The sequence below is a fragment of the Ruegeria sp. SAZD013 genome (genome assembly GCF_059612525.1).
Genome location: NZ_JBXWQT010000013.1, coordinates 286,610 through 310,845, shown reverse-complemented (window position 1 = coordinate 310,845; position 24,236 = coordinate 286,610). Strand labels below are relative to the sequence as shown.

The following is a 24,236-nucleotide window of genomic DNA, read 5'->3' as shown; positions in this document are numbered from 1 at the left end:
ACACTCGGGTTTCACCACATGTTACGACTTTTCCTTGCGGGCCTCGCAATTCTATGCGCCCACCTGACCGCCAACGCGCAAGAGGCCGGTCTGCAACCGATCCTGCAAGAGCATCAGGAGATCATCGCCAAAAGCTCACGCAAGACAATCGGGCCCGCGATTGATGCGATTGCCAGCAGCGGGTTGCCGCAAGCGCAGGTGATGCTTGAGACATGGGCCGCCAAGGACGTGTGGATGCGCAAGTCGGACGGCCTGTTCTTTGCAGGCAAAAAGGTCGAAGGCCGGTCGTATGAGCTTACCGATTTCGATACTGGCGAGGTCGTTGGTATTTTCGAGAAATCCAACCTGAAGCAGTTGAAGCCCAATAGCGGCATCCGCGCGATGATTGGCACGGCTCTGGTGCAGTACCAGCTAACAGATCCGGACCGCGCTCGGCGGCTGGCCGCTTTGCAATCCATCCAACGTGACCCCGAACGTGCTTTGCTGGAGCCCCTACGCGCGTCGATTGCCGATGAAGCTGATGCTGATCTGAAAGCTCACAAACAACGGCTCGAACGGTTGCTGACGATTGGATATGACGAAGATACCGCGGCGCGCGTGGCTGCGATTGAGCAGATGTCCGACGATCTGGGCGTGGACGTCCGTGGCGCATTAAATCCACTGATCGCGACGACGCGACAAGCAGCACCGGAACTTCCGTCTAATGTGAATATCGCCGCCGTTTTAGAACCGGGTTCGAGTGATTTGACGCGCGATGAGGCCTATGACTTGCTGGTCACTGGCAATCTGGCGCCCCCACGCTTGTCACGGGATGATATCCGGACAGCTCTTGCGGCCAATATTGACGGGGGTCGCGTTGGTGACATTCCGCTTGCGCAACTGAATACAGATGAAACGCGCGCTCGGGCATATGTAGCCTTGGCAGAGGCAAGGGTCGTTCCCGCCTTGGTAACCGAGGCCGACATAAACACGGCGCTGGCTGAACATGTGTTCATTGATACCTACACGGAACCCTCGCCCGAAGTGACCGCAGCTGCAGTGCAGGCACTTGAACAGATCGAGCTGAAGGTCGGCCTGAACCAGACGCTCGACCTGACACTGGACGCGATCTCATTGGCGTCGATCTATTTCTTGGCAGCCATCGGTCTGGCGATCACCTTCGGCGTGATGGGTGTGATCAACATGGCTCATGGTGAGTTCATCATGATGGGCGCCTATACCGGATACGTGGTGCAGCAGTTCATCCCCGACCACACGCTGTCGATAATCGTCGCCATCCCGATGGCCTTTGCCGTCACCTTCGCGATGGGCGTCGCGATGGAGCGGCTAGTTATCCGCTGGCTCTATGCCCGTCCGCTTGAGACGCTGCTGGCGACCTTTGGCATCTCAATCGCACTGCAACAGCTGGCCAAGAACATTTTTGGCACGCAGGCCCGCCCGCTGACCGCGCCCGGCTGGCTGGATGGGGCGTGGGTGCTGAACGATGTGGTTTCGATCAGTTATATCCGCATCGCGATCTTTGTGCTGGCGACGATCTTTTTGGGACTGTTCCTCTACATTATGAAGCGCACGCGGCTTGGGCTTGAGATGCGCGCGGTGACACAGAACCCACGCATGGCCGGGTCGATGGGTATCAATCCGGGGCGGGTGAATATGCTGACCTTCGGCTTGGGCTCGGGCATCGCCGGGATTGCCGGGGTTGCGATTGGTCTGTTCGCAAAGGTCACGTCCGATCTGGGCAGCGACTATATCGTGCAAAGCTTCATGACCGTGGTTGTTGGCGGCGTCGGAAACATCTGGGGCGCGCTGGCAGGTGCGGGCATGATCGGCTTCCTGCAAAAGGGGATCGAGTGGATGAACCCCTCGAACACCCTCGCCGCGCAAACATACATGATCATCTTCATCATCATTTTCATCCAGTTCCGGCCAAGGGGCATCATTGCCCTCAAAGGTCGTGCGGCGGGGGATTGAGCCATGGAACGCAGCTTTGTCGCCAAAAACCCATCGGTACTGGTCTTTCTGGCCATCCTCTCCCTGTTCACGTTGGGCGTCACCGTCCTGTCCGAAGGGTTCGGGATTGGCGTGATCTCGACCAGCTTTGTCAAAACGCTGGGCAAGACCCTGTGCCTTTGCCTGATCGCTGTGGCCATGGATTTGGTCTGGGGATTTACGGGCATCCTGTCCCTCGGCCATTTCGCGTTCTTCGGGCTGGGCGGCTACATGATCGGCATGTGGCTGATGTATGAACGTACCCGCCTGATCGTGGTGGAGTCGCTCTCCCAAGCCGACATTCCGCCAACATCGGCCGAGGTCGTGGATGCCATCGGCACGCAAATCTTCGGCGTCGTCGGATCGTCCGAATTCCCGCTGATCTGGGCCTTTTCGGACAGCCTGTTCCTGCAACTGGCGCTGGTCGTGCTGGTGCCGGGCCTTCTGGCACTGATCTTTGGTTGGCTGGCGTTCCGCAGCCGGGTCACGGGTGTCTACCTGTCGATCCTGACCCAAGCCATGACATTGGCACTGGCGCTGTACCTGTTCCAGAACGACAGCGGTATGCGTGGCAACAACGGCCTGTCGGGCCTGCAGAACCTGCCGGGCGTCACGGCCTCGCAGGACTTGGTGTCAATCTGGTTCCTCTGGGCCTCAGCGCTGGCCCTGGGGCTGGGCTACATGCTGGCGGCATGGATCGTGGCGGGCAAGTTCGGCTCGGTTATCCGCGGCATCCGCGATAATGAGGCGCGAGTGCGGTTCCTTGGCTATTCGGTCGAGAATTACAAGCTGGCTGTCTTCACATTGACCGCCTGCATCGCCGCCATCGCGGGCGCGCTGTATTATCCGCAGGCGGGGATCATCAACCCCGAGGAGATGGCCCCCATTGCCTCGATATATCTTGCCGTCTGGGTCGCCATCGGCGGGCGTGGTCGCCTGTATGGAGCGGTCATCGGCGCGGCGTCTGTCAGCCTGCTCAGCACATGGTTCACAGGTGGACAAGCGCCGGACATCCCACTTGGGTTCTACACGATCAAATGGGTCGACTGGTGGCAGGTGCTGCTGGGCGTCTCATTCGTGCTGGTAACCCTGTTCGCACCAAAGGGTATTGGAGGGCTATTCGACCTCTGGACCAACCACCGCGCGCCGCAACGCTACGGTGCCCCGCTTGGACCCGATGAAAGCGCATTGCGCGAAATGGAGGCCTTGGAATGAGCACTCTGCTGGAGGTCAGCGGCGTTTCAGTCACCTTCGACGGGTTCCGCGCCATCAACAACCTGTCCTTCCAGATTGGCAAGGCCGAGCTTCGCGCGGTTATCGGGCCGAACGGGGCAGGTAAAACGACCTTCATGGATATTGTCACCGGCAAGACCCGGCCTGACGAGGGCCGGGTAACCTGGGGTGAGAAATCCGTTTCCCTGCTGCGAATGAGCGAGGCCAAGATCGCGCAAGCCGGCATCGGGCGTAAGTTCCAGAAACCCACCGTGTTCGAGGACCAGACCGTGCAGGAAAACCTGCTGATGGCGTTGAAGAATAAACGGGGCTGGCTGGGTGTGCTGTTCTATCGCCCTTCGACGGATCATCTGGAGAAGGTCGAGGAACTGGCCGCTGAGATTGGCCTGTATGGCGAACTGCTCCGCAAATCCGGCGAACTAAGCCACGGACAAAAGCAATGGTTGGAAATCGGGATGCTACTGGCGCAGGAACCACGTCTGTTGCTAGTGGACGAACCCGCCGCCGGGATGACCTCGCAAGAACGCGAACACACAACCGACCTGCTGGTACAGGCCGCCAAGACCCGCGCCGTCGTGGTTGTGGAACATGACATGGAGTTCGTCCGCCGCCTGAATTGTCGGGTCACGGTTCTGCATGAAGGCTCGGTTCTGGCCGAAGGTTCGCTGGATCATGTCACATCAAATCAGGATGTCATCGACGTTTATCTGGGGCGCTAAACAATGCTGAAACTGACCGATCTGACCCTGCATTACGGGCACTCGCAAATCCTCAACTGTATCTCGTTGGAGGCCGCGCGAGGAGAGGTGACTTGCGTGATGGGCACCAATGGTGTGGGCAAGACCAGCCTGATCAAGGCGATCTCGGGCACGCATCCGCGCTCGGGCGGCGATCTGATGCTGAATGACGAGGCCCTGCCGCCTCTGCCAGCCCATCGCATGGCGTGGAAAGGCGTGGCCTATGTGCCGCAGGGGCGCGAGATTTTCCCGTTGCTGACTGTGCGCGAAAATCTGGAAACCGGTTTTGCCTGCCTGTCAGCAAGCGAACATTTCGTTCCGGACGAGATCTTCGATATGTTCCCGGTGCTGAAGAAAATGCAGAACCGGCGCGGGGGTGATCTGTCGGGTGGCCAGCAACAGCAACTTGCCATCGCCCGGGCGCTGATCGCCAAGCCTCAACTTTTGCTGCTGGACGAACCAACCGAAGGCATTCAGCCCAACATCATCCAGCAGATCGGCGAAGTAATTCGTCACCTCCGAACCAAAGGAGAGATGGCCATCATTCTGGTCGAGCAGTATTTCGATTTCGCCTATGATCTTGCCGACAAGTTCATCGTCCTGCGGCGCGGCGCGGTCCTGATGCAAGGCACGCGGGACGAGCTATCGCGGGAACAGGTTCTGCAAGGCGTAACGGTTTGACATTCATAAAGGAACCAGCCTATTGAGCGGCGAGAAGCTTCAGGGTTTAAGGGGCGCAATTTAGCACTCCAGCTAGGCTTTGTTGCGCGAAGAGCCTGAAGCCCGGACTTCCCTTTTCCCCGGACGTACTTATCCTGTGGGCTCTGTGACCGGTATGCCGAGCGCGGTGTAGCTGTTCAGGACGGCTGCACGGATTGGGAGTTCGGCGACTGGACGCTCGAAGTCGCGCGCCATGAGGCTCTGCCCCAACAGCTTCACGCAGTGCATCTTCGTTTCGGCGCGACTGCGGCGGTGGTATCCGCTCCAATTTCGCCGGATGGCACGGCCAAGGTATTTCGAGGCGCACAGCGCCTCGTTACGGGCGATAGCGCCTGCTGTCGATGGCTTTCGCGGTTTTGGTTCTTGCGCGGCGGGATAACGGCGTGGGCACCCCGGTTTGCGATGGCATCGTGGCATTTGCGCGTGTCATACGCCCCGTCTGCGGTGACCGAGGCGATCTCGACATCGACCGGGATCTGGCTGAGTAGTTCAGGCAGCATGGGCGCATCACCGATGTTGTTACCGGTGATTTCGATGGCGCGGATCTCCAGCGTCTGTTCGTCAACGCCGATGTGGATCTTGCGCCAGAGACGGCGTTTCGCGCGGCCATGCTTGCGGGCATGCCATTCGCCTTGGCCCTCCGCCTTGAAGCCGGCGCTGTCGATCAGAAGGTTCAGGGAACCTTGCTAGCCGCGATAGGGTATGGAAACCGCCAGGGTCTTCTGGCGCCTGCTCAGCGTGCTGAAATCCGGCACCGACCAGTCGAGGCCGACCAGGCGCAGCAGGCTCTCCACGAAGTCCGTGGTCTGCCTGAGGGCCATGCCGAAGAGGACCTTCATCGTCGTCAGGCATGTCTGAATCGCAGCGCCGCTATACTGCGGCTGCCGGCCTTGCTTACCGGTCGGCGGTGGTACCCAAACCATGTCCGGATCAAATCAGATCGCCAGGGAGCCACGTTGCTTGAGGGCTTCATTGTAGGCTGGCCAGTTCTTGGTCTTGTAGCTCGGCGGGATAGGTCTGCTCATGCAGTCCAGCTACCACGCTGGATTCACGAGATGAATCCCTCACCCAACCTTTGCGCAACAAAGCCAATCAACAGCTAAAAGAATATCTGACGGCCTCTTCTGACAGTTTGAGGTACGAACCTCAAAAAAATCTGGACATGAGGTGCGTACCTCAAATAGGCTTGGAAGTATGCCGCGATTCGCACATCCTCGATTGACGGCGCAAAAAGGGAGGAATGGATGACTTACACAAAACTGGCCTCGGCCAGCGCAATAGTCCTTGCCGCTACTACTCTTTCTACCAAGGCAAATGCTGAAGATCTGACGCTATGTTGGGCTGCATGGGACCCGGCCAACGCGCTTGTCGAACTATCAAAAGAATTCGAAGCAGAATCCGGCCACACGATGAACTTCGAATTTGTTCCCTGGCCAAATTTTGCGGACCGGATGCTGAATGAGCTGAATTCCGGTGGTAAGCTCTGCGATCTGCTTATTGGTGACAGCCAATGGATCGGCGGTGGCGCTGAAAATGGCCACTATGTCAAACTGAACGACTTCTTCGATGCTGAAGGCATCAGCATGGACGATTTCGCGCCGGCCACTGTCTACGCCTATTCAACTTGGCCCAAGGGCACACCCAATTACTATGCCCTGCCTGCGATGGGCGATGCGAATGGCTGGTTCTATCGCAAGGACTGGTTCGAAAATCCTGAAATACAAGCCGCATACAAAGAAGCAACTGGTCAGGATTTACGTGAGCCTGAATCTCAGAAAGAACTATTACAGATCGCCCAGTTCTTTCAGGGTCGTGAGATCGACGGCAAGACAGTCTACGGCGCAGCTATCTTTACCGAGCGCGGCTCGGAAGGGATCACCATGGGTGTGACCGGAGCACTGTATCCTTGGGGCTTTAAATACGAAAACACCCCGGGCTCATATGACATGGAAGGCGCCGTAAACTCACCCGAAGCGGTAGAGGCGCTGGAATTCTATAAGGAATTCTACGAAACGGCGACGCCTCCGGGATATACCAACTCTTACATGGGTGAGAGCTTGGACGCCTTCAAGTCCGGTCAGGTCGCCATGGCCATGAACTGGTTTGCGTTCTTCCCAGGTCTCTATGCTGACCCCAATACCGGCGGTGACAAGATCGACTTCTTTGTGAACCCACCGCAAAATCAGGCAGGTTCGACGCTGGGCGGACAAGGTATCTCTGTTGTCAGCTACTCTGACAAACAGGACGCTGCACTTGAGTACATCAAGTGGTTCGCACAGCCTGAAGTGCAGGCCAAGTGGTGGGAGCTAGGCGGCTACTCGGCGCATAACTCAGTGCTGGAAGATCCTGGTTTCGTGGACAGCCAACCGTTTGCCGGTGACTTCCTGGAAGCAATGGCTGGGGTTCAGGATTTCTGGCAAGAGCCTGCCTATGCAGAACTCCTGCTGGCCATGCAGAAACGCATCCACGACTACGTCGTTGCTGATCAAGGTACAGCTCAAGAAGCTCTTAATCTTTTGATCGAAGATTGGACTGAAGTTTTCGAAGACGAAGGCAAGCTGTAGTCCGGACACAGGCAGGAGCGGGCGCAATCCCGCTCCACCTTCACCCGTGAGTCCTAAACCAACAAGAACTGGCAAAGAGATGTCTGACCGGACCGTAGATCGCGTTGCCCAGGCAACGCCCGAGCGAGTTGCGCGAAAAATCCGAGGGTTATCCGACCGCGCGATCGCCTGGATATTCATCTCCCCGACGATTTTTCTATTGCTGGCGATCAACATCTTTCCGTTGATCTGGACCATCCAACTGAGCTTTACCAACTACAAGGCCAACCGGATCGGGCGCGAAGTCAAAGATGTCGGGCTCAGGAATTACGAGCGTATTCTGACAGACTCGGACACCTGGCTAAATATGCAGGCGACGGCGCACTTCCTGTTCTGGACGATCTTTTTCCAGGTCTTGATCGGGTTTACTTTGGCCTGGTTGATCAACAAGAAATTCAAGGGCAACGATCTTTGGACCACGATCATCGTGCTGCCGATGATGCTGTCTCCTGCAGTCGTCGGGAACTTCTGGAAGTTCCTGTATCAACCTCAAATCGGGCTGTTTAACTACATCGTGTCATGGTTCACAGGCAAAGATCCATCGAGCTTTGAAATGCTGGGATCCGTTACTTTGGCCCCTTGGGCGATCGTTATTGTCGACACCTGGATGTGGACCCCCTTCGTGATGCTAATCTGTCTGGCCGGGCTGCGCAGCATTCCCGATTACATCTACGAGGCGGCTGAGATCGACAGGGCCAGCAAGCTGCGGCAGTTCTTTACGATCACCATCCCGATGGTCCTGCCGTTCCTGATGCTTGCCGTGCTGTTTCGAGGGATCGAGAACTTCAAGATGTTCGACCTGGTGGTTCAGCTAACCGGCGGAGGGCCCGGTTCTGTAACGGAACTCACCTCAATCAATCTCAAGCGGGAGGCGTTTGAGAAGTGGCGTACGGGCTACGCCTCGGCCTATGCGATCATCCTTTTCGTCACCGTGTTCGGCCTTGCGTCGATCTACGTCAAAGCCTTGAACAAGGTGAAACAGAGATGAGCAGTTTTTCCGTAACCGAACCTTCGAACCGTTCCAAGTGGATCGCCGGTTTTCTGGTCATCACTTATGCGCTGATCACAATGATCCCGCTGGTTTGGATTTTACTGACAGGTTTCAAGTCTCCAGCCGATGCGATCAGCTACCCACCCAAAGTGGTCTTTGACCCAACGCTTGAAGGGTATGTAAATCTCTTCACCACGCGCACGCGGCAGACGCAGGAGTTTTTGGAAGCGAACCCGCCGCAGAACTGGGCCGATGAGATCGTCCGCCAATACGACATGGTGATTGTCGGGCCATCAAAGTTTGGCGAGCGCTTTATGAATTCGGTTATCATCGGATTTGGCTCGACGTTCTTGAGTATCTTCCTTGGCACGCTGGCAGCCTATGCGTTCAGCAGGTTCAAGGTCCCGCTCAAGGACGACCTTTTGTTCTTTATCCTGAGTACAAGGATGATGCCACCGGTCGCTGTCGCCATCCCAATCTTCCTGATGTTCAGAAACCTTGGATTAAGCGACACGCATCTGGGGATGATCCTGCTGTATACGGGCGTGAATATTTCCTTGGCGGTCTGGTTGCTAAAAGGCTTCATCGACGAAATCCCAAGAGAGTACGAAGAAGCCGCGCTCATAGATGGCTACACGAGGTTTCAGGCGTTTTACAAAGTGGTGCTGCCGCAAGCCGCGACCGGCATAGCCTCAACAGCTATCTTTTGCCTGATCTTCGCCTGGAATGAGTACGCGTTTGCCGTGCTGCTGACATCCGCGAACGCGCAGACTGCACCACCGTTCATCCCAACCATTATCGGTATTGGCGGCCTGGACTGGCCTGCAGTGGCGGCAGGTGCCACGATCTTCCTGATCCCTGTCATGATTTTCACCATCCTGATGCGCAAACACCTGCTGCGTGGGATCACATTCGGAGCCGTGCGCAAATGAGCGAGTTTCTTACCGGATTGATGCGTTTTCGCCGGGGCCCATGGGAGATGATCGCGACCATCCTCATCGCTCTGGGTGTCTTCATGCTTATGCAGCCCTTTGTCCTTTGGGCCTTCACATATTCTTTCATCGTCACGCTGATCGGAACCGTCATGTTCATCATCGTCAGCCATTTCCCGGAGTAGAAATGGCCCAGATCGTAGTTAAAAACGTAAAGAAGATGTTCGGCGATTTCACGGCTGTCCGCGAAAGCTCGTTCACGATTGAGGACGGTGAGTTCTTCATGTTGCTAGGGCCATCCGGCTGCGGAAAGACGACGACGCTGCGGATGATCGCAGGCTTGGAACTTCCGACGTCGGGTGAAATCTACCTGGACGGCGAGGAGATCAGCCAGCGCCCCCCATCGGAGCGAGACATTGCCTTCGTGTTCCAGATGTTTGCGCTGTATCCGCACATGAACGTGCGAAAAAATATCAGCTACCCCCTGATATCGCAGGGCATGCCGCGTGCTGCTGTCAAAGCCAAAGTAGAAGAAGTCGCGGGAATTCTGGGGATCAAGGACATCCTCGATAGCCCGGTAGGTGGGTTGTCAGGCGGCGATAGGCAGCGCGTGGCGCTTGGACGCGCGATTGTTCGCGAACCCAAGGCGTTCATGATGGACGAACCTCTTGGTGCCCTGGATGCCGAATTTCGTGAGCACATGGCCGAAGAACTGCGCGCGCTTCATGATCGCATGGGGGCGACCACTGTTTACGTCACACATGATCAGCTGGAAGCCATGCAAATGGGGGACAAGATCGTGGTGATGAACAACGCTGTGATCGAGCAATTCGGCACACCTCAGGAAATCTACGACAAACCAGCTACGATGTTCGTTGCAGATTTTATCGGGTCTCCTTCGATGAACTTCCTGCCGTTTCAGGGAAAGGTCGCGCCTGGCTCGGAAACGGTGCGACTGAATGGTCACGACGAAGCCGTACCCACACTGTTGGAAGGGGCGGAAGGTGACTTGGTTTTCGGTGTTCGCCCTGAGCATGTTTTTCTGTCGGATGCCAGCGCCTACCGAGCCAAGGTCCTGGCCGCAGAATATCTTGGAACCACCCAGATCGTGACGCTGCAAAGCCCGAACGGAGAGCTGAAAGCCCGCATTGATGCGCGCGAAACCGTTAACCCCGGCGAGACGGTTGGCTTGAAGTTCCGCTCATCCGCAGTGACCCTTTTCGAAAATTCTACCGGACGCGCGTTGAGGTCCGCTCTGAACGACGAGGTACTAAGCAATGGCTGAAGTCGTTCTGGAAAACATTTCGAAGTCATTCGGCGAAATCAAAGCGGTGGATGATATCTCAATGACGATCCCCAACGGTGCCTTTGTGGTTTTGTTGGGTCCGACGGGCGCGGGAAAAACAACGACGCTGAGATTGATATCCGGGCTTGAGAAACTGGATTCCGGAACGGTGCGCATTGCCGGGCGTGACGTTGGGATAGATACACCTGCCCAGCGTGATGTGGCGATGGTCTTCCAGCAATACTCGCTGTACCCCCATATGACGGTGCGTGAGAACCTGTCCTTCCCTCTGAGGTCACCGATCCTGAAGACGCCAGAGGATGAGATCGCCAGGAAGGTCAACGAAGTCTCGGAGATCCTGCAGATCCCGCACAAGCTGGACAACAAAGCCACTGAACTGTCTGGCGGCGAAATGCAGCGCGTTTCAATTGGACGGGCACTGGTGCGCGATCCCCAGATTTTCCTGATGGACGAGCCGCTCAGCTCTTTGGACGCCAAGCTTCGGGCGGATTTGCGGGTCGAACTGAAAAGGATTCAGGCCGATCTGGGATCAACCTTGCTTTACGTGACCCACGATCAGGTCGAAGCCATGACAATGGCTACGCATATCGGCGTTTTAGAGAACGGCCGGTTGGTTCAATACGGGACACCCCGGGATATCTACGAAAACCCGGGCAGTGTTTACGTTGCCAGCAGGTTGGGTCTGCCGCGAATCAACATCCTGCCGTCCGAGTTGTTCGGAGGCGATCACAAAGGACCACAGATTGGTCTTCGCCCGGAAAACATCATTGAAGGCGAGGGCAGTGAAGCGCGTGTCATACGTGCCGAACATCTGGGCGACCAAACACGGCTGCACCTGGACCTGAATGGCCACCCGGTTGTCACCCTGATTGATGTTCATCAGGATTACCCCTCTGGAAAAATTATAAAAATTCGCCCCCATAACCCGTTGTATTTTGACGCGTCTGGCGCGCGCGTGAATTAAGGAGCAAAAGCATGGCCCAGTTCCTCAACACAAAAGAAACCCTGGTAACCGAGGCGATAGATGGCCTTTTGGCTTCCTCAGGCGGGCAGCTTACACGGCTGGACGGATACCCGCATATCAAGGTTGTCTACCGGTCGGATTGGGACAAGTCGAAAGTCGCCTTGGTTTCTGGCGGAGGGTCTGGTCACGAGCCCGCCCATGCAGGTTTCGTTGGCGCCGGTATGTTGACAGCCGCGGTCTGCGGCGAAGTTTTCGCCTCACCCTCGGTCGAGGCAGTTCTGGCGGGCATTCTTGCGGTCACGGGTGAGGCCGGGTGCCTGCTTATCGTCAAAAATTACACCGGTGATCGATTGAATTTTGGACTGGCGGCTGAACGCGCCCGTGCATTGGGCCGCAAAGTAGAGATGGTCGTAGTTGATGATGACATCGCCTTGCCCGACCTTCCGCAACCACGTGGCGTGGCAGGTACGTTATTGGTGCACAAAATTGCCGGAGCGCTTGCTGAAGGGGGTGCCGATCTGGACACCGTTACCAAAGCAGCAAGAAGTACCATAGCAAAGGTTGTCAGCATCGGAATGAGCTTGGACACCTGCACTGTTCCGGGCTCTCCAAAAGAAGACCGGATTGCCCCTGGCAAAGCGGAACTCGGCTTGGGCATCCACGGCGAGCCCGGTGTACAACAAGTCGAATTTTCAAATGCTGTATCGGCCATGTCCACGGTGGTGGAGAAGCTGAAGCAAAGGGTGGGTGCCGGGCATTGTGTAGCGTTGGTCAACAACCTGGGCTCTACAACTCCTCTGGAAATGGCTGTCCTCACGCATGCGTTGTCCGAAACTGGTATTGCCCACCATATCATTGGCCCGGCACCGATGATGACGTCGCTGGATATGCACGGGTTTTCGGTATCCATTCTGCCTGTGGATCAGGACGAATTGTCAGCTCTTGAAGCACCTGTTGATCTGGCCGCATGGCCCGGCGTCAATTCCATCGACCCGATCAAAGTAGCCCCGTTGCCTGATGGCCTGACACCAATCGATCCAATCCCTTCGAACAATCCCACCACGAGGGAAACGATCACCCGCTTATCTGAGCTGCTCATCAACGCAGAGAAGTCTCTGAACGAGCTGGACGCGAAGTCCGGAGATGGCGATACAGGAAGCACACTGGCCACCGCCGCAAGAGCATTGCAAGGTAGCCTTGACCGCATGCCTCTTGCTGATCTGACGCAACTGTTTCCGGCGTTGGGCAATGAGTTAAGCCAGACAATGGGCGGGTCGTCCGGTGTGATACTCGCAATCTTCTTCAATGCAGCCGGAGATGCCTGTGCAAGCGGGGCTTCGGTATCGAAGTCTCTGGTCGAAGGCCTGAATCGCGTGAGCCAGGTTGGGGGTGCCAAGGTCGGTGACCGGACAATGATTGACGCTCTGGCACCTGCACTTGCCGCCCTCCCGTCTGGACTGACCGATGCGGCCGAGGCTGCCCGCGAAGGCGCGAACAACACCGCGAATATTCGTCGTGCGAAGGCAGGCCGCGCGGCCTATGTTCCCGAAGAAAACCTAGTTGGACATAACGATCCCGGTGCCGAGGCTGTTGCTTTGTTGTTTGAAGGCTTGGCGCGGGAGATTGAGGGCTGAAGAACACGTGGAAGACCAAAAACAAAAACTAGAATTGGTGAAAAAGCCAACCGTCAACGACCTCGCGCGCGTCGCCGGTGTCAGTCTGGCGACTGTTGACCGGGTCTTGAACAGACGCCCCGGTGTGCGGGCCGTTACCGTACAGAAAGTACAAAAGGCAATTGACGAGCTGGGGTATGTGCGCGACACCGCTGCGGCCAACCTTGCGCGAAACCGAGTTTACAACTTCCTCTTTGTTCTGCCGGACACGGACAACGAGTTTGTGGAGGCAATCAGCAGTCAGATCGCAGAACAGTCACGTGACCAATTTATCGAGCGAACTCGCATTGCGATAAAAAAGGTAGCTCCGTTTGAGCCGCAAGATATCGTCAATATTTTGGATGCTGTCGCCAGTTCGGATGTTGATGGCGTTGCCGTTTTTGGGCCCGAAACGCCTTCTGTTCGTGATGCTGTAAAAAGGCTCAGGGACAAAGGCGTTCCGGTGGTTGCGTTGGTGTCTGACTTGCCGAGTTCTGAGCGAGACCACTTTGTAGGAATTGATAACGTTTCGGCAGGGCGAACCGCAGCTCAGCTGATGGGACGATTTGTGCATCGTGACGGCAAGGTTTTGGTACTTACAGGATCCCGTTTGGCACGTGACCACCTAGAGCGCCGTCAAGGCTTTGATCTAGTTGTAGCTGAGGAATTTCCACACCTCGAAGTCGTAGCGTCTGTCGAGGGCCGGGATGACCCGGATCTGATTTACAAGATGATGCCCGAGATCTTTGAAACCTACCCGGATCTGGTTGGAATTTATTCCTCCGCAGCAGGCAATGCAGGACTGATTCAATTTCTTTCAGAAAACAAGCTCAGCAAAGATCTGGTGATCATAGCTCATGAGCTTACTCCGCTTAGTCGTGAGGCGCTTACGCTCGGTACATTTGACGCTCTTATCTCGCAAGACACTGGGCACATTGTTCGTTCAGCCGTCCGTCTGCTGCGTGCAACTTCAGACAAAGTGCCATTCAACAAAGCCCAGGAACGTATCCGTATCGACATCTATCTGAAGGAAAATTTACCGCCATAGAGACTCAGGTTTTGGGGAGGAAATTCAATGAAGACAATCAAAGGTCCAGCTTTGTTTCTTGCACAATTTGCCGGGGACGAAGCGCCGTTCAATTCGTGGGGCGCGATCACTAAATGGGCGGCTGACTGTGGATACAATGGCGTTCAGGTTCCCAGTTGGGATGGCCGGTTGTTCGACCTCGAACAGGCCGCATCCAGCGTCGGTTACTGCGATGAGTTCAAAGGCAAGGCCCAAGAAAATGGCGTCGAAGTCACCGAGCTTTCAACGCATCTTCAGGGTCAGCTTGTTGCCGTTCACCCAGCCTATGACAGTGCGTTTGATGGCTTTGCAGCGGAAAGCGTCAGAGGAAACCCTAAAGCCCGTCAAGAATGGGCCGTAGACCAGGTCAACAAAGCGCTATCCGCTTCGAAAAATTTAGGCATTTCGGCACATGCGACATTCTCAGGCGCGTTGGCATGGCCATATGTCTATCCTTGGCCGCAGCGCCCTGCCGGTTTGATTGAAACGGCATTTGATGAGCTTGCGCGCCGTTGGGTGCCCATCCTGAATCACGCCGATGAATGCGGTGTCGATGTCTGCTACGAAATTCACCCCGGAGAGGACCTCCACGATGGTGTGACCTACGAGATGTTTCTCGAGCGGACAGGCAATCACCCACGGGCCTGCATGCTATACGACCCGTCGCATTACGTGCTGCAATGCCTCGACTATCTGGACAACATCGACATCTACAAAGATCGAATTCGGATGTTCCATGTCAAAGATGCCGAGTTCAACCCGACCGGGCGGCAAGGTGTTTATTCCGGGTATCAAAGCTGGGTAGATCGGGCCGGGCGGTTCCGCTCACTGGGCGATGGTCAGGTGGATTTCGGTGCAGTTTTCTCAAAAATGGCCGCGAATGACTTTGATGGCTGGGCTGTGGTCGAATGGGAATGCTGCCTCAAACACCCCGAGGATGGAGCGCGTGAAGGTGCTCAATTTGTGTCAGATCACATCATCCGTGTGACCGAGAAAGCCTTTGATGATTTCGCCGACGGTGGCGCTGACGAAGCCGCCAATCGTAAAATGCTGGGGATTGAGTGATGGTCACAGGACGCAGTGAAGAAACCTCAGGACGCATTCGGCTTGGCATGGTTGGCGGCGGAAACGACGCCTTCATAGGGGGTGTTCATCGCATCGCCGCGCGATTGGACGACAAGTTCGAGCTGGTTGCCGGTGCTTTGTCTTCGACGCCAGAGAAATCTCTTGAAAGTGGTCAGGCATTGGGGCTCGAACGGGTCTATGAAGACTTCAAACAAATGGCGATTAGGGAAGCCCGACTGAAATCTGGGATCGAGGCAGTCTCAATTGTCACGCCAAATCACGTTCATTATGCAGCCGCACGTGAGTTCCTGAAACGCGGTATTCATGTAATTTGTGACAAGCCACTCACCTCGACCCTTGCCGATGCGAAAAAGCTGGTCAAAGCAACAGAAAGTGCGAATGCCCTATTCATTTTGACCCACAATTACACAGGCTATCCAATGGTTCGGCAGGCGCGTGAAATGGTTGCCAACGGCGACATTGGCAAGATCCGCGTGGTTCAGGTTGAATACCCACAGGATTGGCTGACCGAGCAGCAGGATTTCAAACAGGCGGAATGGCGAACCGATCCCGAACGCTCGGGCGCGGGTGGATCAACCGGTGACATCGGAACTCATGCATACAACCTTGCCTGCTTCGTGACCGGGCTAAAAGCGGAAAGCCTTGCGGCAGACTTGCAGGCCTTTGTGCTGGGGCGCAAAGTCGATGACAACGCCCACGTCTTACTTCGCTTCAAAGGCGGAGCGCGCGGTATGCTGTGGTCTTCTCAGGTGGCTCCCGGCAACGAAAACGCACTTCGTTTGCGCGTCTATGGCGAAAAAGGCGGGTTGGAGTGGGCTCAGGAAGATCCCAATTACCTGTGGTTCACGCCATACAACGAACCAAAGCGTCTAATCACACGAAATGGAGCTAGTGCTGCTGATGCAGCCAACCGGTTGAGTAGAGTTCCTCCGGGACATCCCGAGGGATATCTTGAGGGGTTCGCGAATATCTATGGAGAGGCTGCTGAAGCGATCCAAGCTTTCCGAAATGGTATTTCACCTGACGCTTCGGTTGTTTATCCAACAGTCTATGACGGGCTCAATGGCGTTAAATTTGTGGCCGCGTGCGTGCAAAGCTCTTCAAGGAATGCGGCTTGGATCGACTTAGCTTAGAATCTGGTTGTGGGCATAGGGCAGAAGGGGGTTGTCACGTTAACTTGCCGTTTAATGAAAGTGTCGCAAACTCTTGGAACGACCAAAGGAAAATACGAGCGAAAAACTCTAACTACAAACGGCAGGAAAATCGGGTTTCAGAGCAGGCCCAAAACCGAAGTTTTTTATCCCGGCCATGCAAAAGTCTGCGAAAACCTCATCAGCGCATCGAGAGCCGGCGAGTATTTTCGGCCAGGGACTGTAAAGGCCGCGATAGTTCTTGAAACTTCTGGCTCCACAAGCGGGCGCTGCAACAAGCCCGGCAGAGTAACCGAATACTCAGGCATGAAAGCAAAACCAATGCCTGCAGCAACCATTGCTTGTACCCAATCTTCGCGCTCAGAACGGAAGCGAGCGTAAAGTTCCACTCCTTTTGACTGACAAACGGACATTACCATCTCGCGCAACTCGCAAGCCAAACGATCTACATAGTTTTCTCGAGATAAATCTTGGAGCGAAATTGAGTTTAGTTGTCCAAGGCGGTGCTCCGGCGGAAAAACAACCACATATCTTTCGACGTAAAGTGGTCTAGCCCTAAACTCTTCTTCCAGTTCTTCAGTCAGCGTCATCAAAGCGACATCGATATCACCATCAGAAAGTTTTTTCTTGAGATCCGACGCGCTTGCTTCATTGACTGACAACTCCAAGCCGCTGTGGTTTTTCTCGAATTGAGCCAGAAACCGTGCAAGGCGAACGTGCCCAATTGTTGAAAGGACACCTAAGCGCAACGGCACCTTTTCAAGCAAACGAAAATTCTGAGCCAGCGCTTGTGTAGCTTCTGCTTCGTCAACGATGTGCTGTAGATGCGGCAGCATTGACTTTCCAAAGTCGCTGACCAAAATTTTCCGGCCTTCCCGATGAAAAACCTGTGCGCCAAGTTCGGTCTCTAATGACTTGACGCCCTTGGTAAGCGCTGGTTGGCTTACATTGCATTCTGCGGCAGCTTTGGTGAAATTCAGATGCTTTGCGGCAGATAAGACATATCTAATCTGAGACATCTCCATATTGGGGCACCTCGTCACTGATGGCGAAAGACAATCACAACGCAGGATACACCGTTTTATCCAAACCTGGAGTTATTAAGTCATAAGGTATCGATAGTTCCCCGAGCCGACGCTCCATAGTGTAATAGATGCACTGGTTTTGATTGTTCGGAAAGGGAACGAGATGTCTGTTTTTATGGTCGAAAGAAACCTCAAGGGTATCACCATGGATGACTTGGGTGCTGCTCAAAAAGCCGCGATAGCAACAGCACAGAAAATGACAGCAGATGGCGACAAAATCAGCTATGTTCGTTCAACATTTGCTCCCGAAGACGGGCGCTGCATGTGCTTGTTTGATGGTGAAAGTGCCGATCAAGTTCGTCGATTGAATGATACCGCCGGACTTCCTTACGACAAGGTCGTGGCGGCAATGGATCTTACCCCGTGACGACTTCTGAGCTTTGGAGTTGTGATTGGGCCCTGAGTACGTGCTCTAGGGCCCTCAGCAATGGTTGAACAGTTTGCAGAGAAATGCAGGTTCGTCCACAGAACGTGAGTTCAATCATCTCCAGATTTAGCACGCGCGGTGAATGGCCTGTCTGGCGAGCAGCGGCGCAGCATCCAGACCAGACGGCCAAGGGCAGCAAAGGGCCGTACTTGCATCGCATAGCGACCCCGATCGCGAACGTACTGCACCGCATCCGAGTTCAGCCTCGAGCCCTTTCCACCATTTGGTTGACGAGTAATCTCGCAGACGATAGCCAGTGTTCTATGGTAAACACTTCGATCATCGCAATGACTTGGTGGCTGGCCTCCTGACAGGGTGGCCCGATGACCAAACGTATTCCGAGGCCGCCGCATGGGCGGCCTTTTGTTTTCCGAGCTTCCCGATGCTCCGTATCCCGTTTCATGAGAAGACGCAAATGAACAGACCAACCATTCTGACAGGTGACCGCACCACAGGACCGCTTCACATCGGGCACTATGCAGGCTCGCTTGCAAACCGGCTGCGCTATCAGGGCAGTCATGAACAATTTCTGCTGCTTGCGGATACTCAAGCCCTAACCGACAACGCCCATGACCCGGAGAAGGTGCGGCGCAGCGTGATGGAGGTCGCGCTGGACTATTTGGCCGTGGGCATTGATCCCTGTCGCACCACCATCTGCCTGCAATCGCATCTTCCGGCGTTGGCCGAGTTGTCGATGCTCTACCTGAACTTCGTCACGGTCGCGCGGCTGGAACGGAACCCGACGATCAAGGACGAAACTCGCGTGCGCGGGTTCGGACGGGATATTCCCGCCGGATTTCTGTGTTATCCGGCGGCACAGGCGGCGGACATCACAGCCTTCAAGGCGACGGTCGTGCCGGTCGGCGAGGATCAGGCCCCGCTGATCGAACAAACGAATGAGATCGTGCGGCGCATCAACGCAACCTCAGGCCGCGCCGTGTTGCCCGAGGCGCGGGCGATCATCCCCAGGGCGGGCCGGTTGCCCGGTATCGACGGCAAGACCAAGATGTCGAAATCCGGTGGCAACGCCATTGCGCTGTCCGCGTCGTCCGAGGAGATCCGAAATGCTGTCAAGGCGATGTTCACCGATCCGAACCACCTGCGTCTCGAAGACCCGGGCTGCATCGAGGGCAATGTCGTCTTTACCTATCTCGACGCCTTCGATCAGGACCAGGACGGGCTTGCCGAGCTCAAGGCTCAGTATCAGAGAGGCGGGCTTGGCGATAGCAAAATCAAGGCGCGTCTGGAAGCTATCCTTCAGGAGCTCATCGCCCCAATTCGCGAGCGTAGGGCACAGCTCTCCGAGGACCGGGGATACGTCCTTGAGGTAATCAAAGAGGGCACGGAACGGGCGCGAGAGCGCACCGAGGCGACAAGGCGCGATGTGGTTAGTGCCTTGGGTCTGTTCCAGTTGTGGGTAACCTGAGGCGGGCGAACCGGATGAAGGTCCGTTTCGCCCGCGACCATGCGTTCGACGGGTCTTCGTTTTTGCGTTTGCAGCGAACGGCAGGTTCGACGGATCGCAGTGCAGAGGAGTGGATCTTCGGAAAATGACTGGAATGGGCCGTCCATTGTAGGACCAACGGCAGCGACGCACGCTTCGCACGTATTTGGGCCGACCGCAGCAATTTGCACTCTGGGCTCGAAGCCGTCTTCCAAGCATTTTTGATTAACGTCAGCTTTCGGGTCATTTGCAGCCGCTGACTCCCTGCGATTTGGATGGCAAGGTCACGCATTTTGCGGTTGGGTCACACCTTTCTGATTCAAGTCACATAATATCAATGATTTAGCCCTGGCATGCGTCACGCCTTTATTGGCGGCGGCCACAGATTTTAGAGATCCGAACTCTCACTTTGTTCAACAGAAGCGGACCGAACTTCCTCGTGCCGCAGTGAGCAATTGAGGTTGATATGCCCAAGTTGACACAAGATCAGCTGGCGGAGCGGTGGCACATGTCGCCGCGGACGCTGGAGCAGTGGCGCTGGCTCGGAAAGGGCCCCAGGTTTTTGAAGATCGGCGCGCGCGTTTTATACGATGAAGGCGTGATCGAAGCCTTTGAGGAGGCGCAGGTCTGCCAGAATACATGCGGACCGATTTCCGGGGAGGGTGTGTAATGGCAAAGTCCTTCCCCTCACACAAAGTCAAATCGCACCTTGTCTACACAGTCTGGGAGGTGGCGGACGTTTTAGGCTGCCATCGCCAGACCGTCATTCGCTGGATTGGGAACAACGGACTTGCGGCTGATACCAGCAGCAAGCCCTGGTTGATCGAAGGACATGTGCTCAAGGACTTCCTCGGACAAAGACAACGCAAGGCGCGGTGCAAGTTGGCATTGCATCACTGCTACTGCCTCAGCTGCAGAGGTCCGCGCGAACCCGACGGCAAGATCGCTGACTATGTTCAGGAAACAGCTTCCAGCGGCCGCCTAACCGCCCTCTGTCCGACGTGTGGTGCGGTCATGAACAAGATCATTCGCCGTTCAGATCTGGAAGCCATTCAGGCCAAACTGGAGGTCACACTTCAACAAGCCTCCCCAAGATTAGTGTCCTGTACCGAACCCCATTCAAAAGTGACCTTGAAAGAGGAGCCAGAGACCCATGCCAAAACACACCTCGGATAACCTGCGCATCAAGCGTAAACACCTTGTCTGGCTGAAGGACGCAAAGGGGCTGTCGCAATCTTCGATCGACAAAGCCGCAGCGTCGATTGCCATCTATGATAAATGGCTCAAAGGTAAGGATTACAGGGCGTTCCATTCAGAAAGGGCGCGCGCGTTCAAACGCCATCTGCAAGGTCTGCGCAATGAACGAACGGGCGCGCCACTGTCAGCAGCTACGATCAACGGAGTGCTGCGCGATGTCATGAAGTTCTTTGACTGGATGGCGGACCAACCGGGGCACAAGTCCAGGATCTCGCGCGCAGACATTGCCTATCTCACGCCGGATCGCAAATCGGAACAGGCCCGTCGAAGCACCCTGTGGAAGCCGCATCCGTCCCCTGAGCAAGTAAACCACCTGTTGTCCATCTTGCCTGTAGAAAAAGTGATCCAGCGCCGTGACCGCGCCCTGATCGCTTTCCTTTTCCTGACCGGATCACGTGAAGGTGCCGCCATCACCGTGCGGCTGCGTCATGTCGATCTAGCCAATAAATGCGTTCAGTTTGACGGCCGTTCCGTGGATACAAAGTTTGGAAAGTCCTTCACGACCAGTTTCTTTCCCTTCGGTGATGATGTCGAAAGGATTCTGCGAGACTGGATCACGGAGCTTCGTCAGGACCATCTTTTCTCGGACACGGATCCTCTGTTCCCAAAGACACGCGTCGCTGTTGGCCCGTCCAGACGGTTTGAGGCAGTAGGTATCGCGCGCGAGCCGTGGGCCGGCCCGTCGTCTGCGGCCAGGATCTTCAAGCAATCTTTCGTCAACGCCGGGCTGCCACCGTTTTCGCCGCACCGCGTGCGAGATACGATCGCAGAGCTGGCAAAACTTCACTGCAGGACACCAGAGGACTATAAAGCCTGGTCGCAGAATATGGGACACGACGACGTGATGACGACGTTCAGCTCCTATGGTTCTGTTTCACCTGGCCGTCAGGTCGAACTGATGGGGCGGTTTCGCCGCCGTGGACCGTTGCCAGACGAGGACGCGGTTATTGATTAATGATCAACTCCGGTGACGGACCCGAACGACCACGCGCTCGGGAGCAAGCCGGTATCCGTTCCAAGAGAGATTTTCGATCAACTCTTGGGGCTTATCAACTGACAGACCAGCGGACTCGAATCTCTTTGCAATCGTTCTTCGCGCGGTCAGTATTCTCCGCCTAACGACTTCGCTGGTTTCAACGCCTAATTTTTCGACGAGGTCGCCAGACTTCAAGCAGGGATACTCCAAAGGTTCGAGACCTTTGCCTGCCGCACGGAGCCACTCTTCAGCCAAAACGATCAACAGATCCGCTGTGGCGTTTTTCTTAAGCTCAATATGTTCGCCGATCAAAACCAAACGTGAGGTTTTGTCGATTTCTATGGTCAGCGGTGGTTTCTCTTTCTCGTTTTTATCAACTGAGGGAGCCGGCACGAAAGGCAAGGACAAGGCGCTCTGCATCTCGCCATATAGTCTTGGCAAACTCTGTTCTGGGAACTCGCCGGGTGACTTGCTTTCGAGAGTTCTGCGCATGACAGATGTGACCGCCTTGCCGTGGCGGTTAAGCAAATCTGCGATCATCGACATGGCTGTGTCTGGTGGACTGTCGAGATGATTGACCGCGTCCAGAACAACCGGGAAACTCCGGGCCAGCGCATCTGGTGTGGCGTTCTCGAAGAACACTGCATTGCGTACGTAGGACAACGCCATCTCCCGGTCGGTCCCGTTCGGTCGAGCGTCCGACACAAGGTCCACGCGATAGGCATCTTCCGGGTCAAATCGCTCCAACCCCTTTGAAAGCATCGCGAACCGCCGATCGATACACTGAGAACAGCGCCCACAATGGAAGTATTGATGGGTTTGATTATGCACATCAGCGCAACTGCGCGTCTCAACGATCTGGTCTGCCATGCCAAGATGGGAGATACGTTCCAAAACGTCTGCTTTTGTCCGAGCAAAGAATGGATTGTCGACCCGCATGTCATTTTCAAAAACAAGCCGCAGAAGACCGGTGAACAGCTTCAGTGTCTTTGGATGCGTGGTTCGCGTCGCTCGTGTTCCAACGACGTTGCCGACCGGCGGTAGGTTGAGGCTCACGACCCCGTTTTCATGGAACGACACGCGGTCCAGCCCAAAGGCCGTTGCAGTGATCGACCCAAGTACCGCAAACAAGAATGAGCGTGTGCGATGCGTTCTTTCCGCGGTCGATCGGCTCTTCAACTGGGCGGTCATGGGAATGTGACGGCACATTTCCGGTCCGAACCGTTTGCTCAACGCTGATATCAGCCGTTTCTGGACCGGCGCTATTTTCGTGGACGAGGCATGACTGACCAAAGCAACCCGATGCTTCTGTTCTACGATTTCTTCCACAGCACCCGCAAAGGAATCGAGCCCGCCGGAAAACATCAGGACGCGGTGGGGCTTCCATGAACTATTTCGGCCGAATTTGAAGAAGCGCGATCGCTCTGCATCCGGTTCGTCTTTGGTCGAAAAAGAAAATTCAAAGCGGTCGCCGGATAGAAACATCAACGTTTCTTCCAGAGCCTGTATTACGCTCTCACGTTGCCAGAAATCCAGATCGCGTACCGGCATGGTGGCTACGAACCGTCTGTGCCACTTCTCACCCATCTTCTGATCCGCCGGGCCACCACGGCTGACTGCCGCGTCCGCGCAATAGACAAGCGCGGCAATCTCCAGCAAATCGAGTGCACGATCCTGCAGGGCCTCGACCAATTGACGGTTCAATTGTCCAATCCGCAGCGTCATTGCTACTTCGCGGCCAGCAATGTCGAGACGCAGGACTTCATCACCGCCGCTTTTTGTCAGCGGCGGCAACCATCTGACTTCAACTTCAGACAACGGCGCGACGGCGCCCAAACTCCGAGCGCATCTTTTTGAACGCGTAAGCTGTGAACTTGTCTATTGCATCGCGATCAAGCGCCTGCTTCTGCCAGACGGTTTTGCCATACCAGCCGCCTGCATATTCTTCGACAATTCTAGACACTTCAAATGTGTGCTGGGCGAGGGCTTTTTGAAATGTCACTCGCTGTGCATCGGTGGAAAAGCGTCGATCCTCGCCAGTGTGATTGGCGAGTTCCCGGCTCAGATAATAGTCTAGCGAGCGGTATGTCAGCCGGGCAAAGAAATCCCGCGAGAGTCTCGCAAATGCATCACCCGAGGCGAAGCTCGCGAGTGCTTGGCGAATTTCTTGCGGTGTCGGTTCAAACAGGGATGGCAACCGGTCGTGCAGCTGAACGGAAAGGCTTTCCAAGAGCGCGACCTTCGCCAATTCTCCTGCATCTGAGGAACTTCGGAGATCGAAGCTGTTGCGATCAATGGCACGATCCAAACCGGCCAGCAAGCCGGTCACTGAACCGAGCTCCGACGTCGCAATGCCCAAGTCAGCCAAAGCGTCTTCGAAGCCAGGAGCCCTTGCAAGCAAAGGCAGCCTCACGAGGAGATCACTTACAAACTGAAACCTGGGGTCACGACTCGCCCGTGTGAGATCGCTCTCAGATGCATCCGCTGCGGCCTCGGCGATCTCTTCGACTGACGCATCGGTTGCGATCAGATCAACGACCTCGCGCCACTTCCTGGACCGAGGCAAAGTGCCAAGCCTGATGTGTCCCATCAGTTCCTCCCCTGTCTGCAGAGTCAT

22 protein-coding genes and 1 pseudogene are annotated in these 24,236 nt (G+C 55.6%); 19 read left to right on the top strand and 4 right to left on the bottom strand.

Annotation, left to right across the window (positions count from 1 at the left end):
• The first annotated feature begins 18 nt into the window (after window positions 1-18).
• The 4 genes from urtB to urtE are packed head-to-tail and all read left to right on the top strand — an operon-like array spanning window position 19 to window position 4,640.
• The gene (gene urtB / locus AC2FLU_RS03650; protein ID WP_480623722.1) at window positions 19-1,971 is read left to right on the top strand and encodes an urea ABC transporter permease subunit UrtB; all 1,953 of its coding nucleotides are present in this window, start codon (window positions 19-21) and stop codon (window positions 1,969-1,971) included.
• A gap of 3 nt (window positions 1,972-1,974) precedes the next feature.
• Window positions 1,975-3,204: an urea ABC transporter permease subunit UrtC gene (gene urtC, locus AC2FLU_RS03645; RefSeq protein WP_496808276.1), complete on the top strand. Its 1,230-nt coding sequence runs from the start codon at window positions 1,975-1,977 to the stop codon at window positions 3,202-3,204.
• Window positions 3,201-3,941, top strand: coding sequence for an urea ABC transporter ATP-binding protein UrtD (gene urtD / locus AC2FLU_RS03640; protein ID WP_209504402.1), 741 nt, complete (start codon window positions 3,201-3,203; stop codon window positions 3,939-3,941). The genes urtC and urtD overlap by 4 nt, the downstream gene beginning before the upstream one ends.
• Before the next feature lie 3 nt (window positions 3,942-3,944).
• Entirely contained in the window at window positions 3,945-4,640 is a 696-nt protein-coding gene (gene urtE, locus AC2FLU_RS03635) for an urea ABC transporter ATP-binding subunit UrtE (protein WP_209504401.1), read from the top strand.
• Between the two features lie 129 nt (window positions 4,641-4,769).
• Here the strand turns inward: urtE and AC2FLU_RS03630 are convergent.
• Window positions 4,770-5,704 (bottom strand): annotated as a pseudogene (locus tag AC2FLU_RS03630) (IS5 family transposase).
• A 219-nt stretch (window positions 5,705-5,923) separates the two neighbouring features.
• On the opposite strand from AC2FLU_RS03630, the gene AC2FLU_RS03625 reads away from it, so the two are divergent.
• The 10 genes from AC2FLU_RS03625 (at window position 5,924) to AC2FLU_RS03580 (ending at window position 16,412) form a co-directional block, all read left to right on the top strand.
• Entirely contained in the window at window positions 5,924-7,243 is a 1,320-nt protein-coding gene (locus AC2FLU_RS03625) for an ABC transporter substrate-binding protein (RefSeq protein ID WP_209504400.1), read from the top strand.
• Window positions 7,244-7,322: 79 nt separating this feature from the next.
• Window positions 7,323-8,270: a carbohydrate ABC transporter permease gene (locus tag AC2FLU_RS03620; protein WP_170332156.1), complete on the top strand. Its 948-nt coding sequence runs from the start codon at window positions 7,323-7,325 to the stop codon at window positions 8,268-8,270.
• Entirely contained in the window at window positions 8,267-9,205 is a 939-nt protein-coding gene (locus AC2FLU_RS03615; RefSeq protein WP_010442361.1) for a carbohydrate ABC transporter permease, read from the top strand. The genes AC2FLU_RS03620 and AC2FLU_RS03615 overlap by 4 nt, the downstream gene beginning before the upstream one ends.
• Window positions 9,202-9,390, top strand: coding sequence for a hypothetical protein (locus tag AC2FLU_RS03610; protein ID WP_209504399.1), 189 nt, complete (start codon window positions 9,202-9,204; stop codon window positions 9,388-9,390). Before AC2FLU_RS03615 ends, AC2FLU_RS03610 begins: the two co-directional genes overlap by 4 nt.
• A 2-nt stretch (window positions 9,391-9,392) precedes the next feature.
• Window positions 9,393-10,490, top strand: a complete 1,098-nt coding sequence (locus tag AC2FLU_RS03605) for an ABC transporter ATP-binding protein (RefSeq protein ID WP_209597607.1) — start codon at window positions 9,393-9,395, stop codon at window positions 10,488-10,490.
• A complete protein-coding gene (locus AC2FLU_RS03600) occupies window positions 10,483-11,475 on the top strand; it encodes an ABC transporter ATP-binding protein (RefSeq protein ID WP_209504397.1) in 993 nt (330 codons plus the stop codon). Before AC2FLU_RS03605 ends, AC2FLU_RS03600 begins: the two co-directional genes overlap by 8 nt.
• Window positions 11,476-11,486: 11 nt before the next feature.
• Entirely contained in the window at window positions 11,487-13,109 is a 1,623-nt protein-coding gene (locus AC2FLU_RS03595) for a dihydroxyacetone kinase subunit DhaK (protein ID WP_209504396.1), read from the top strand.
• Window positions 13,110-13,116: 7 nt separating this feature from the next.
• Window positions 13,117-14,175, top strand: coding sequence for a LacI family DNA-binding transcriptional regulator (locus AC2FLU_RS03590; RefSeq protein ID WP_209504395.1), 1,059 nt, complete (start codon window positions 13,117-13,119; stop codon window positions 14,173-14,175).
• Between the two features lie 27 nt (window positions 14,176-14,202).
• On the top strand, window positions 14,203-15,258 hold the full coding sequence (locus tag AC2FLU_RS03585) for a sugar phosphate isomerase/epimerase family protein (RefSeq protein ID WP_209504394.1): 1,056 nt from the start codon (window positions 14,203-14,205) through the stop codon (window positions 15,256-15,258).
• A complete protein-coding gene (locus AC2FLU_RS03580; protein WP_209504393.1) occupies window positions 15,258-16,412 on the top strand; it encodes a Gfo/Idh/MocA family protein in 1,155 nt (384 codons plus the stop codon). Before AC2FLU_RS03585 ends, AC2FLU_RS03580 begins: the two co-directional genes overlap by 1 nt.
• 164 nt (window positions 16,413-16,576) lie before the next feature.
• Here the strand turns inward: AC2FLU_RS03580 and AC2FLU_RS03575 are convergent, their stop codons facing one another.
• Entirely contained in the window at window positions 16,577-17,455 is an 879-nt protein-coding gene (locus AC2FLU_RS03575; RefSeq protein WP_209504392.1) for a LysR family transcriptional regulator, read from the bottom strand.
• A gap of 163 nt (window positions 17,456-17,618) precedes the next feature.
• On the opposite strand from AC2FLU_RS03575, the gene AC2FLU_RS03570 reads away from it, so the two are divergent.
• From AC2FLU_RS03570 to AC2FLU_RS03550, 5 genes are all read left to right on the top strand, one after another.
• Window positions 17,619-17,882 carry a DUF4242 domain-containing protein gene (locus AC2FLU_RS03570; protein ID WP_209504391.1) on the top strand — a complete coding sequence of 88 codons (264 nt, stop codon included), beginning with the start codon at window positions 17,619-17,621 and terminating at the stop codon, window positions 17,880-17,882.
• Window positions 17,883-18,357: 475 nt separating this feature from the next.
• Window positions 18,358-19,368, top strand: coding sequence for a tryptophan--tRNA ligase (gene trpS / locus AC2FLU_RS03565; protein ID WP_496811869.1), 1,011 nt, complete (start codon window positions 18,358-18,360; stop codon window positions 19,366-19,368).
• 484 nt (window positions 19,369-19,852) lie between these two features.
• A complete protein-coding gene (locus AC2FLU_RS03560) occupies window positions 19,853-20,056 on the top strand; it encodes a helix-turn-helix domain-containing protein (protein WP_058272705.1) in 204 nt (67 codons plus the stop codon).
• The gene (locus AC2FLU_RS03555; RefSeq protein ID WP_058272706.1) at window positions 20,056-20,562 is read left to right on the top strand and encodes a helix-turn-helix domain-containing protein; all 507 of its coding nucleotides are present in this window, start codon (window positions 20,056-20,058) and stop codon (window positions 20,560-20,562) included. The genes AC2FLU_RS03560 and AC2FLU_RS03555 overlap by 1 nt, the downstream gene beginning before the upstream one ends.
• Window positions 20,540-21,598, top strand: a complete 1,059-nt coding sequence (locus AC2FLU_RS03550) for a tyrosine-type recombinase/integrase (RefSeq protein WP_496811868.1) — start codon at window positions 20,540-20,542, stop codon at window positions 21,596-21,598. The genes AC2FLU_RS03555 and AC2FLU_RS03550 overlap by 23 nt, the downstream gene beginning before the upstream one ends.
• A gap of 3 nt (window positions 21,599-21,601) precedes the next feature.
• Here AC2FLU_RS03550 and AC2FLU_RS03545 read toward each other — a convergent pair whose 3' ends face one another.
• On the bottom strand, window positions 21,602-23,437 hold the full coding sequence (locus AC2FLU_RS03545) for a 7-cyano-7-deazaguanine synthase (protein ID WP_496808277.1): 1,836 nt from the start codon (window positions 23,435-23,437) through the stop codon (window positions 21,602-21,604).
• Complete coding sequence (locus tag AC2FLU_RS03540; RefSeq protein ID WP_480624745.1) at window positions 23,430-24,236, bottom strand: hypothetical protein; 807 nt, start codon at window positions 24,234-24,236, stop codon at window positions 23,430-23,432. The genes AC2FLU_RS03545 and AC2FLU_RS03540 overlap by 8 nt, the downstream gene beginning before the upstream one ends.

Excerpts from the sequence above, each read along its gene's own strand:
- urtB (WP_480623722.1), top strand. The coding sequence starts at position 19 with ATGTTACGACTTTTCCTTGCGGGCCTCGCAATTCTATGCGCCCACCTG.
- urtC (WP_496808276.1), top strand. The coding sequence starts at position 1,975 with ATGGAACGCAGCTTTGTCGCCAAAAACCCATCGGTACTGGTCTTTCTG.
- urtD (WP_209504402.1), top strand. The coding sequence starts at position 3,201 with ATGAGCACTCTGCTGGAGGTCAGCGGCGTTTCAGTCACCTTCGACGGG.
- urtE (WP_209504401.1), top strand. The coding sequence starts at position 3,945 with ATGCTGAAACTGACCGATCTGACCCTGCATTACGGGCACTCGCAAATC.
- AC2FLU_RS03625 (WP_209504400.1), top strand. The coding sequence starts at position 5,924 with ATGACTTACACAAAACTGGCCTCGGCCAGCGCAATAGTCCTTGCCGCT.
- AC2FLU_RS03620 (WP_170332156.1), top strand. The coding sequence starts at position 7,323 with ATGTCTGACCGGACCGTAGATCGCGTTGCCCAGGCAACGCCCGAGCGA.
- AC2FLU_RS03615 (WP_010442361.1), top strand. The coding sequence starts at position 8,267 with ATGAGCAGTTTTTCCGTAACCGAACCTTCGAACCGTTCCAAGTGGATC.
- AC2FLU_RS03610 (WP_209504399.1), top strand. The coding sequence starts at position 9,202 with ATGAGCGAGTTTCTTACCGGATTGATGCGTTTTCGCCGGGGCCCATGG.
- AC2FLU_RS03605 (WP_209597607.1), top strand. The coding sequence starts at position 9,393 with ATGGCCCAGATCGTAGTTAAAAACGTAAAGAAGATGTTCGGCGATTTC.
- AC2FLU_RS03600 (WP_209504397.1), top strand. The coding sequence starts at position 10,483 with ATGGCTGAAGTCGTTCTGGAAAACATTTCGAAGTCATTCGGCGAAATC.
- AC2FLU_RS03595 (WP_209504396.1), top strand. The coding sequence starts at position 11,487 with ATGGCCCAGTTCCTCAACACAAAAGAAACCCTGGTAACCGAGGCGATA.
- AC2FLU_RS03585 (WP_209504394.1), top strand. The coding sequence starts at position 14,203 with ATGAAGACAATCAAAGGTCCAGCTTTGTTTCTTGCACAATTTGCCGGG.
- AC2FLU_RS03580 (WP_209504393.1), top strand. The coding sequence starts at position 15,258 with ATGGTCACAGGACGCAGTGAAGAAACCTCAGGACGCATTCGGCTTGGC.
- AC2FLU_RS03575 (WP_209504392.1), bottom strand. The coding sequence starts at position 17,455 with ATGGAGATGTCTCAGATTAGATATGTCTTATCTGCCGCAAAGCATCTG.
- AC2FLU_RS03570 (WP_209504391.1), top strand. The coding sequence starts at position 17,619 with ATGTCTGTTTTTATGGTCGAAAGAAACCTCAAGGGTATCACCATGGAT.
- trpS (WP_496811869.1), top strand. The coding sequence starts at position 18,358 with ATGAACAGACCAACCATTCTGACAGGTGACCGCACCACAGGACCGCTT.
- AC2FLU_RS03560 (WP_058272705.1), top strand. The coding sequence starts at position 19,853 with ATGCCCAAGTTGACACAAGATCAGCTGGCGGAGCGGTGGCACATGTCG.
- AC2FLU_RS03555 (WP_058272706.1), top strand. The coding sequence starts at position 20,056 with ATGGCAAAGTCCTTCCCCTCACACAAAGTCAAATCGCACCTTGTCTAC.
- AC2FLU_RS03550 (WP_496811868.1), top strand. The coding sequence starts at position 20,540 with ATGCCAAAACACACCTCGGATAACCTGCGCATCAAGCGTAAACACCTT.
- AC2FLU_RS03540 (WP_480624745.1), bottom strand. The coding sequence starts at position 24,236 with ATGACTCTGCAGACAGGGGAGGAACTGATGGGACACATCAGGCTTGGC.